The 10,113-nt window shown below is 68.5% G+C and carries 8 protein-coding genes; 5 read left to right on the top strand and 3 right to left on the bottom strand.

Annotated features, from left to right (window positions below):
• Both QZ753_RS11805 and paoA read right to left on the bottom strand, forming a co-directional pair.
• The coding region (locus QZ753_RS11805; protein ID WP_294643975.1) for a xanthine dehydrogenase family protein subunit M at nucleotides 1-871 on the bottom strand (871 nt) is incomplete at its 3' end.
• Nucleotides 868-1,518 (bottom strand): aldehyde dehydrogenase iron-sulfur subunit PaoA, encoded by a 651-nt coding sequence (paoA, locus tag QZ753_RS11800; RefSeq protein WP_294643974.1) that lies wholly within the window; start codon nucleotides 1,516-1,518, stop codon nucleotides 868-870. The genes QZ753_RS11805 and paoA, both read right to left, overlap by 4 nt.
• A 495-nt stretch (nucleotides 1,519-2,013) precedes the next feature.
• Here paoA and QZ753_RS11795 point away from each other — a divergent pair, with 495 nt between their 5' ends.
• From QZ753_RS11795 to QZ753_RS11780, 4 genes are read left to right on the top strand one after another with little or no spacing between them, the layout of a single operon-like run.
• Complete coding sequence (locus QZ753_RS11795) at nucleotides 2,014-3,540, top strand: acyl-CoA carboxylase subunit beta (RefSeq protein WP_294643971.1); 1,527 nt, start codon at nucleotides 2,014-2,016, stop codon at nucleotides 3,538-3,540.
• Nucleotides 3,541-3,566: 26 nt separating this feature from the next.
• On the top strand, nucleotides 3,567-3,983 hold the full coding sequence (gene mce, locus QZ753_RS11790) for a methylmalonyl-CoA epimerase (protein ID WP_294643969.1): 417 nt from the start codon (nucleotides 3,567-3,569) through the stop codon (nucleotides 3,981-3,983).
• Nucleotides 3,970-6,132, top strand: coding sequence for a methylmalonyl-CoA mutase (gene scpA / locus QZ753_RS11785; protein WP_294643966.1), 2,163 nt, complete (start codon nucleotides 3,970-3,972; stop codon nucleotides 6,130-6,132). The genes mce and scpA overlap by 14 nt, the downstream gene beginning before the upstream one ends.
• Nucleotides 6,133-6,143: 11 nt before the next feature.
• Nucleotides 6,144-8,141 carry an acetyl/propionyl/methylcrotonyl-CoA carboxylase subunit alpha gene (locus QZ753_RS11780; RefSeq protein WP_294643965.1) on the top strand — a complete coding sequence of 666 codons (1,998 nt, stop codon included), beginning with the start codon at nucleotides 6,144-6,146 and terminating at the stop codon, nucleotides 8,139-8,141.
• A 9-nt stretch (nucleotides 8,142-8,150) separates the two neighbouring features.
• Here QZ753_RS11780 and QZ753_RS11775 read toward each other — a convergent pair whose 3' ends face one another.
• Nucleotides 8,151-9,086 (bottom strand): cation diffusion facilitator family transporter, encoded by a 936-nt coding sequence (locus QZ753_RS11775; RefSeq protein WP_294643963.1) that lies wholly within the window; start codon nucleotides 9,084-9,086, stop codon nucleotides 8,151-8,153.
• A 149-nt stretch (nucleotides 9,087-9,235) separates the two neighbouring features.
• Here QZ753_RS11775 and QZ753_RS11770 point away from each other — a divergent pair.
• A partial coding sequence (locus tag QZ753_RS11770; RefSeq protein ID WP_294643961.1) for a tartrate dehydrogenase occupies nucleotides 9,236-10,113 on the top strand: 878 nt, incomplete at its 3' end.

Below are 10,113 nucleotides of genomic sequence, written 5' to 3'. Positions count from 1 at the left end.
TGGCGTCGGCGAAGAGGCGCGCGGCGGTGGCCTTGGCGCCCTCGCGCAGCTGCGCGTCGGCTTCCTCCATGCGCCAGGGCCTGGGCGCCACACCGCCGATCGCCACGCGGCCCGTGCCGTCCGGCTGAATCACGGCCGCGACGGAAATGACGGCGAAGGCATAGGACGCGCGGTCGCGAACCTTGCGGTAGATCTGCTTGCCGCCGAGCGGCGCAGACAGCGTGACGGCGGTGACGAACTCGCCTGCCTCAAGCGCGGTCTCCACCTCCGGCGTGTCACCGGGCAGGCGGTGGAAGTCGGCGAACGCGATCGTGCGGGTCGCCCCGTCAGGCTTCACGGTCTCGACCGAAGCGTCGAGGACGGCGAGCGCGACGTTCATGTCGGACGGGTTGGTGGCGATGCAGGCGTCGCTGACGCCGACGACGCCGAGAAGACGCGAATAGCCCTCGATCGCGGCGCAGCCGGCGCCCGGCGTGCGTTTGTTGCAGGCCATGTTGGTGTCGTAGAAATAGGGGCAGCGGGTGCGCTGGAGGAGGTTGCCGGCCGTCGTCGCCTTGTTGCGCAGCTGGCCGGACGCGCCCGCCACCACCGCCCGCGTCAGGACGCCGTAGTCGCGGCGGATGCGCTCGTCGGCGGCCATGTCGGTGTTGCGCACCAGCGCGCCGATGCGAAGGCCGCCGTCCTCGGTCGCCTCGATCGTGTCGAGGCCGAGCCGGTTGATGTCGATGAGATGGCGTGGCGCCTCGATCTCGAGCTTCATCAGGTCGAGAAGATTGGTGCCGCCGGCGATGAACTTGGCGTCGGGCCGGGCCGCCGCAGCCTTGGCGGCTTCTGCCGGCGAGTTGACGCGCTCGAAGGTGAAGGACTTCATGCGGGCCTCCCGGCGACTTCGGCCATGGCGTCGGCGATGTTGGAATAGGCGCCGCAGCGGCAGATGTTGCCGCTCATGCGCTCGCGCATCTCTTCGTTCGTGGCTTCCATCGAGCCGTTGAGATCGGCGGTCACATGGCTCGGGATGCCGGCCTTGACCTCTTCGAGGACGCCGACCGCCGAGCAGATCTGACCCGGCGTGCAGTACCCGCACTGGTAGCCGTCGTGCTTCAGGAAGGCCTCCTGCATCGGGTGCAGGTTGTCGGGCGTGCCGAGGCCCTCGATCGTGGTGATCTCGTCGCCCTCGTGCAGCACCGCGAGCGTCAGGCAGGCGTTGATGCGCCGCCCGTTGACCATCACCGTGCAGGCGCCGCACTGGCCGTGGTCGCACCCCTTCTTGGTGCCGGTGAGCTTGATGTGCTCGCGCAGCGCATCGAGAAGCGTGGTCCGCAGATCGAGGTCGAGCTCGCGCCGCTCGCCGTTCACCGTGAAGGCGACAGGCGCCGTGACGGCGGCATCCGAGGCGGCAGCCGCCGCGCCGGATGACTGCGCCAGCGCGGAGGCGGGCAGGGCGCCGAGCGCGGCGGTCGCCGTCACGCCGGACATCAGCTGCCGCCGGTTCAGTTCAAGGTCGGGGAATCTCGACATGGCTCGCGAGGCTCTTCGGTGGGGCGCAACGGGAGACCCGACGCGATTCGCCGTTGCCGGTCGGCGGATCGGGGTCCTGGGCGCAAGGTGTCGATGCCATCGCGCCCCACCCGGACGGTGATGCGCTGGCGCCGCTGCAGTTTGTAACTAATCCAGATCGGCCAGCCGGCTACCGGCAGCACGCGCGTCGTCATCCGGTCGCGGCACACAATGTCGGGAGGCGCTGGGCTCCGACCCATGCACGCGATCGCTTCCCGAGCCGCTGCCAGGGGCCTGCAGATGCTGGCCGTCCGGCAGTTGGCCAGTCTCGGCCGTGCGGCTGAGTTCGGTTGCCGGATCGGCTGAACGCGACCGAGGCGGCGTGGCGCTTCGCCGCGTCGTGGGTCGCCGATGCCTCGCTTGCCGGAATGTGCGAAAGCCCGTGTCCGACGCGAGACGGCGGTTGCAGCGGGCCCGTCCCTTCCTCCATCCTGTCGCGGCAAAGGGAGGCCGTGCATGTCGTCGACGATTGAGGAACTCGAACGCCGCCGCGCCGCCGCGCGCGAGGGCGGCGGCGAACGCCGCGTCGCCGCACAGCACGCCAAGGGCAAGCTCACCGCGCGCGAACGCCTCGACGTCCTGCTCGACGAAGGGTCGTTCGAGGAACTCGACATGTTCGTCGAGCACAACTGCACCGATTTCGGCATGGAGACGCAGATCGTGCCCGGCGACGGGGTCGTCACGGGCTCGGGGACGATCAACGGCCGGCTGGTCTTCGTCTTCAGCCAGGACTTCACGGTGTTCGGCGGATCGCTTTCCGAGCGCCATGCGGCCAAGATCTGCAAGATCATGGACATGGCGCTGAAGGTCGGCGCGCCGGTGATCGGGCTGAACGATTCGGGCGGCGCGCGCATCCAGGAGGGCGTCGCCTCGCTCGGCGGTTATGCCGAGGTGTTCCAGCGCAACGTGCTGGCATCGGGCGTCGTGCCGCAGCTCAGCCTCGTGATGGGTCCCTGCGCGGGCGGCGCCGTCTATTCACCGGCGATGACAGACTTCATCTTCATGGTGAAGGATTCGAGCTACATGTTCGTCACCGGCCCGGACGTTGTGAAGACGGTGACCAACGAGGTCGTCAGCCAGGAAGACCTCGGCGGTGCGGTGACGCACACGACGAAATCCTCGGTCGCCGACTGCGCCTTCGAGAACGACATCGAGGCGTTGCTCGCCGCACGCGACTTCATGGGCTTCCTGCCGGCCTCGAACCGGACGGGGGTGCCGGAGCGCCCGAGCCCCGACCCGTTCGATCGTCTGGAGCCGAGCCTCGACACCTTGATCCCGCCGAGCGCCAACCAGCCCTACGACATGCACGAGCTGGTCACGAAGGTCGTCGACGAGGGCGAATTCTTCGAGATCCAGCCGAGCCACGCGGGCAACATCATCGTCGGGTTCGGGCGCATCGAGGGGCGCACGGTCGGGCTTGTGGCCAACCAGCCGACGGTCCTTGCCGGCTGCCTCGACATCGCGGCCTCGAAGAAGGCCGCGCGCTTCGTGCGATTCTGCGACGCGTTCGAAATCCCGATCGTCACCTTCGTCGACGTGCCGGGCTTCCTGCCGGGCGTCGCGCAGGAGCACAACGGCATCATCAAGCATGGGGCGAAGCTCCTCTTCGCCTATGCCGAGGCGACGGTGCCCAAGATCACGGTCATCACCCGAAAGGCCTACGGCGGCGCCTACGACGTGATGGCGTCGAAGCATCTGCGCGGCGACCTGAACTACGCGTGGCCCACCGCCGAGATCGCGGTGATGGGCGCCAAGGGCGCGGTCGAGATCATCTTCCGCGGCCGAAGCGCCGAGGAGATCGCGGAGCGGACGGCCGAATACGAGCGCCGCTTCGCCAACCCGTTCGTCGCGGCGTCCAAGGGGTTCGTCGACGAGGTGATCATGCCCCATTCGACCCGGCGGCGGGTGGCGCTCGGGCTTCGCAAGCTGCGCGGCAAGCAGTTGCAGAATCCCTGGAAGAAGCACGACAACATTCCGCTATGAACGGCAAAGGGACGGGAGGCCCCGCGATGTTCGGACGCCTGAATCATGTCGGCGTGGCGACGCCTTCGATCACGCGCGCGGGCGAGCACTACGCCGCGATCTTCGGGAAGGCCGCGGTCGGCACGCCCTTCGACCTGCCCGAACAGGGCGTGAAGGTCTGCTTCGTGGATACGGGGAATACGCAGATCGAGCTGATCGAGCCGCTCGACGACGCCTCGCCGGTCGCCGGCTTCCTCCAGCGCAACCCGGCCGGCGGCCAGCATCACCTGTGCTTCGAGGTCGCCGATCTCGATGCCGCCATCGCGGACATGACGGCCCGAGGCGCGCGGGCGCTCGGGACGCCGCGTATCGGCGCCCACGGGACGCGGATCGTCTTCCTGCATCCGCGCGACATGGGCGGCGTTCTCGTCGAGTTGATGGAGGCACCCGATGGCGGACACTGAACGCCCGACGCTCGACGACTGGAGGGCGCTTGCCGCCCGTGAGGCGAAGGGGCGCGACCTCGACTGGCACACGCCCGAAGGCATCACGGTCAAGCCGCTCTACACCGCGGAGGATGTCGCCGGCTGGAACCCCGGCCTGCCGGGCTTCGCCCCGTTCACGCGCGGCGTGCGGGCTTCGATGTATGCCGGGCGCCCCTGGACGATCCGGCAGTATGCGGGCTTCTCGACCGCCGAGGAGTCCAACGCCTTCTATCGCCGCAACCTCGCGGCGGGCCAGAAGGGTCTGTCGGTCGCCTTCGACCTTGCCACCCATCGCGGCTACGATTCGGATCACCCCCGCGTCGTCGGGGATGTGGGCAAGGCGGGCGTCGCGATCGATACGGTCGAAGACATGAAGATCCTCTTCGACGGCATCCCGTTGGCTGAGATGTCGGTGTCGATGACCATGAACGGCGCGGTGATCCCGATCCTCGCCTTCTTCATCGTCGCCGGCGAGGAGCAGGGCGTGCTGCGTGACCGGCTCGACGGGACCATCCAGAACGACATTCTCAAGGAGTTCATGGTCCGCAACACGTATATCTATCCGCCCGAACCCTCGATGCGGATCGTCTCGGACATCTTCGCCTACACGAGCCGCGAGATGCCGAGGTTCAACTCGATCTCGATCTCCGGCTACCACATGCAGGAAGCCGGGGCGACGCAGCTCCAAGAGCTGGCCTTCACCATCGCCGACGGCATGGAATACGTGCGCTACGGCGTGGCGTCGGGGCTCGATATCGATGCGTTCGCAGGACGTTTGAGCTTCTTCTTCGCCATCGGCATGAACTTCTTCATGGAGGTCGCCAAGCTGCGCGCCGCCCGCGTCCTCTGGCACCGGGCGATGACCGAACTCGGGGCGCGGGACGAACGCTCCAAGATGCTGCGCACGCACTGCCAGACGTCGGGGGTCTCGCTGACCGAGCAGGACCCGTACAACAACGTCATGCGCACCACGATCGAGGCGATGGCCGCGATGCTCGGCGGCACGCAGTCGCTCCACACCAACGCGCTGGACGAGGCGATCGCGCTGCCGACCGACTTCTCCGCCCGCATCGCCCGCAACACGCAGCTCGTGCTCCAGGAGGAGACGGGCATGACGAAGGTCGTTGATCCGCTCGGCGGCTCCTACTATGTCGAGAGCCTGACCAAGGCGCTGGTGGACGGGGCTTGGGCGCTCATTGAGCGCATTCGCAGCGAAGGCGGGATGGCCAAGGCTGTCGCGGCCGGCTGGCCGAAGGCGATGATCGAGGAGGCGGCGGCGGCCAAGGCCGCGCGTGTCGACCGGGGCGGGGACGTGATCGTCGGCGTCAATCGCTACCGGCTGGAGGCCGAGGCGCCGATCGAGATTCTCGATGTCGACAACCATGCCGTCCGCGAGGCGCAGGTCGCGCGGATCGGAAGGGTCAAGGCCGAGCGCGACGCCGAGGCCGTCACGGCGGCGCTCGATGCCCTGCGCGAGGGGGCGTCGGGAAGCGGCAACCTTCTCGAGCTGGCCGTCGCATGCGCGCGAGCCCGCGCGACGCTCGGCGAGATTTCGGCGGCGATGGAGGATGTCTTCGGCCGCTTCGACACGCAGCCCCGGCCGGTCAGCGGCATCTACGGCGGCGCCTATGCCGACGATCCCCGCTGGACACGGCTGACCGATGCCGTGGCGACGACGGAGCGGCGCCTCGGGCGTCGGCCGCGCATGCTGGTCGCCAAGATGGGGCAGGACGGGCACGATCGCGGCGCCAACCTCGTGTCCTCGATGTTCGGCGACCTCGGCTTCGAGATCGTGCCGGGCCCGCTGTTCCAGACGCCCGCCGAGGCGGCGGCGCTGGCGGTGGAGCGCGAGGTCGATATCGTCGGCGCCTCGTCGCTCGCGGCCGGTCACAAGACGCTGATCCCGGACCTCATCGCGCGTCTCGGCGAACTCGGCCGCGCCGACATCAAGGTGGTGGCCGGCGGCGTCATCCCGGCGCAGGACTACGACGCGCTTCGCCGAGCGGGCGTCCACGCGATCTTCGGCCCCGGCACCAACCTCGTCGAAGCGGCGGCCGAAGTGCTGCGCCTCCTCGGCCACAACATGCCGCCGCTCGGCGACACCGGCGATCGCAACGCCGCAGAATGAAAGCGTCTCCCGTGTTCCGTAAGATCCTGATCGCCAACCGCGGCGAGATCGCCTGCCGCGTCATGCGCACCGCCAAGCGGATGGGCATCGCGACCGTCGCCGTCTATTCCGATGCCGACGCGCTGAGTCCGCATGTGCGGATGGCGGACGAGGCCGTGCGTCTCGGGCCGGCACCCGCCGCGGAAAGCTATCTGCGCGCCGACCTCATTCTCGAGGCCGCGAAGGCGACCGGCGCCGACTGCATCCACCCCGGCTACGGCTTCCTGTCGGAGCGCGAGAGCTTCGCGCTCGCCTGCGAGGACGCCGGCATCGCCTTCGTCGGCCCGCCGCCGAAAGCCATCGCGGCGATGGGCGACAAGATCCAGTCGAAGAAGCTGGCGAAGGCGGCCGGCGTCAACGTCGTTCCCGGCTTTCTCGGCGAGATCGAGGGCACCGAGGACGCGGTGCGGATCGCCGCCGAGATCGGCTTTCCGGTGATGATGAAGGCCTCGGCCGGCGGCGGCGGCAAGGGCATGCGGCTGGCCTGGAACGAGGGCGACGTGCGCGAGGACTTCGAGGCGGTCAAGCGCGAGGGGCTGGCGAGCTTCGGCGACGATCGCGTCTTCATCGAGAAGTTCATCGAGAGCCCGCGCCATATCGAGATCCAGGTGCTCGGCGACAAGCACGGCACCGTCCTCTACCTCGGCGAGCGCGAGTGCTCGATCCAGCGCCGGCACCAGAAGGTGGTGGAAGAGGCACCGTCGCCCTTCGTCACGTTCGAGATGCGACGCGCGATGGGCGAACAGGCTGTGGCGCTCGCCAAGGCCGTCGGCTACCACTCCGCGGGTACGGTCGAGCTCATCGTCTCCGGCGCCGATCCGACCGGAAAGAGCTTCTATTTCCTCGAGATGAACACGCGTCTTCAGGTGGAACATCCGGTCACGGAGATGGTCACCGGTCTCGATCTCGTGGAGGAGATGATCCGCGTGGCCGCGGGCGAGCCGCTGCGGATCGGCCAGGACGACGTCCGGCTCGACGGCTGGTCGATCGAGACCCGCGTCTATGCCGAGGACCCCTATCGCGGCTTCCTGCCGTCGACCGGCCGCCTCGTGCGCTATCGGCCGCCCGAGGCCGGCGACGGCGTTCGGGTGGACGACGGCGTGGTCGAGGGCGGCGAGGTCTCGATGTTCTACGACCCGATGATCGCCAAGCTCGTGACCCACGGCACGACGCGCGAGGACGCCATTGACCGGCAGGTGGAGGCGCTCGACCGGTTCGAACTGAGCGGCCTCGGTAACAACATCGACTTCCTCTCGGCGATCATGCAGCACCCGCGCTTTCGGGCTGGGGCTCTGACCACCGGCTTCATCGCAGAGGAATATCCGGAAGGCTTCAAGGGGGTCGCGCCGGACGACGCGCTGGCCCGCGCGCTGGCTGTTGCCGGCGCGCTCGTGTCGGTCCTACGGGCCGAGCGCGACGCGCGCATCGACGGCCAGCTCGGGCCCGCAATCCGCGCGAGCGGCGCGCGCGTCGCGGAACTTGGGCATCGGCGCTTCGAGGTCGGCGTATCGGGCGATGATGGGAGGCGGCAGGTTTCGATCGACGGTGCGCCGCCCGTGCCGGCCGCGCTCGAGTGGCGGTTCGGCGAGCCGATGGCGCGCCTGCGGTTCGACGGCGAGGACCTGTCGCTGCGCATCCGGCCGACTTTGACGGGTGCGCGCTTGACGACGCGCGGCGCGACGCACGAGGTTCGCGTGTCCTTGCCGCATGTGTTCGAACTCTCGCGGCACATGCTGCACAAGGAGCCGCCGGACCTGTCGCGCCTCTTGATCTGCCCGATGCCGGGCCTTCTGACACGGCTCGCCGTCCAGCCCGGTGACCGCGTCGAGGCGGGCCAAGTGCTCGGCACGATCGAGGCGATGAAGATGGAGAACAACCTGCGTGCCCCGAAGGCTGCGACGATCGGCGCGGTGCGCGCGGCGGTCGGCGACAGCCTGCCGGCCGACTTCGTCATCCTCGAATTCGAATGACAGGACGCGTCAACGGATCGCGCTGGCGCGCTTCGCCCAGGTGCCGGCCGTCTGCGGCTTGACGAAGACGGTCGTTACATCCGGCAGTTCGGCCTTGACCCGCGCCTCCAGCCGCTGGACGCAGGCTTCGATCTCGGGCGCGGTCATGTGGTCCTCGAACTCGGCGCTGAGCGCCACCACGATCTGACGCGGACCGAGATGGGTGGTGATCACGCCGTTCGCCTTCTGGATCGCCGGATCGGCCTCTGCCATCCGCAGGATCGCGGCCTGCACGCTCGGCAGTGCCGGCTCGCCGATAAGCAGACCCTTGCTCTCGCGCGCGAGGAAGATCGCGACGCCCGCCAGCACGATGCCGATGCCGACGGAGGCGACGCCGTCGAGCTCCGGTCGTCCGAGCGTTTCCGCGAGGAAGATGCCGACGAATGCGATGGCAAGCCCGATCAGCGCTGCGCTGTCCTCGAGAAGCACCGTAAAGGTCGTCGGGTCCTTGCTGCGCGTGATCGCCTCGACATAGCCGGCCGATCCCTTCTGCTCGCGGAACTCGCGGAGCGCGACGACCCACGAGAAGCCCTCGAACACGAAGGAGGCTGCGAGCACCCCGTAGTTCCAGCCGACGTTCTCGATCGGCTCGGGCGCCATGATGTGGTGGATGCCCTGATAGATAGAGACGCCCGCGCCGAGTGCGAAGACGAGAAGCGCGACGATGAAGCTCCAGAAGTAGAGCTCCCGCCCGTGGCCGAGCGGATGGGTGCGGTCCGGCGGGCGGCCGGCCCGACGCATCCCGTAGAGGAGCAGCACCTCGTTGCCGGTGTCGACGAGGGAGTGGACGCCCTCGCTGAGCATGGCCGACGACCCTGTGAAGAAGGCGGCTGCGAACTTCGTCGCGGCAATCAGCGCGTTGCCCGCCAATGCCGCATAGACCACCGTCTTCGAACCGTCCGCCACGCGACATCACCCATAGTTGATCTCTGCCGAAACTGGCGCGCGGCCGGCAAAGGTCGAGGGCGAGGCCGGGCCCATGCAGGCGCAGCCGACTTCATCCGGCGACCGAAACCCCGTAAGCCCGTAAGCGACGCCAGGAGGACGCCGCTGCCATGCAGACCTACAGGATCGCCGCCATTCCCGCCGACGGCATCGGGCCGGAGGTCATTGCCGCCGGTCTGCAGGCGCTGGAGGCGCTGGAGCGGCGCGAGGGGACGTTCCGGCTCGACGTTACCCAGTTCGACTGGGGCTCGGATTACTATCGGACGCACGGCGTGATGATGCCGGCGGACGGCACGCAGCAGCTGAAGGGCTTCGACGCGATCTTCTTCGGCGCCGTCGGCGCGCCCGATGTGCCCGACCATATTACCCTGTGGGGGCTGCGCCTGCCGATTTGCCAAGGCTTCGACCAGTACGCCAACGTGCGCCCGACCAAGATCCTGCCCGGTATCGTCTCGCCGCTCGCTGGCGTGAAGCCCGGCGACCTCGACTGGGTGATCGTGCGGGAGAATTCGGAGGGCGAATATTCCGGCCATGGCGGGCGCGCCCATCGCGACCTGCCGGAGGAGGTCGCGACCGAGGTCGCGATCTTCACCCGCGTCGGCGTCACGCGCATCATGCGCTATGCCTTCCGCCTCGCCCAGTCCCGGCCGCGGAAGCTCCTCACCGTCGTGACGAAGTCCAACGCCCAGCGCTTCGGCATGGTGATGTGGGACGAGATCGCGGCGGAGGTGTCAGTCGAGTTCCCCGACGTGACGTGGGACAAGATGCTGGTCGATGCGATGACGGTCCGCATGACCTTGAAGCCGCAGAGTCTCGACACGATCGTCGCGACCAACCTCCATGCCGATATCCTGTCGGACCTCGCCGGGGCGCTGGCGGGCAGCCTCGGCGTCGCGCCGACCGCGAACATCGATCCCGAGCGGCGTTTTCCGTCCATGTTCGAGCCGATCCACGGCTCGGCCTTCGACATCACCGGCAAGGGCATCGC

The sequence above is a fragment of the uncultured Aureimonas sp. genome, assembly GCF_913775355.1.
Lineage (GTDB): Bacteria > Pseudomonadota > Alphaproteobacteria > Rhizobiales > Rhizobiaceae > Aureimonas.
Note: the sequence above shows the minus strand (reverse complement) of the source record. Positions and strands in the feature narration are given on the sequence as shown.

What these genes read in the sequence shown, in the direction of transcription:
- QZ753_RS11795 (WP_294643971.1), top strand. Translation starts at nt 2,014, where the DNA reads ATGTCGTCGACGATTGAGGAACTCGAACGCCGCCGCGCCGCCGCGCGC.
- paoA (WP_294643974.1), bottom strand. Translation starts at nt 1,518, where the DNA reads ATGTCGAGATTCCCCGACCTTGAACTGAACCGGCGGCAGCTGATGTCC.
- scpA (WP_294643966.1), top strand. Translation starts at nt 3,970, where the DNA reads ATGGCGGACACTGAACGCCCGACGCTCGACGACTGGAGGGCGCTTGCC.
- mce (WP_294643969.1), top strand. Translation starts at nt 3,567, where the DNA reads ATGTTCGGACGCCTGAATCATGTCGGCGTGGCGACGCCTTCGATCACG.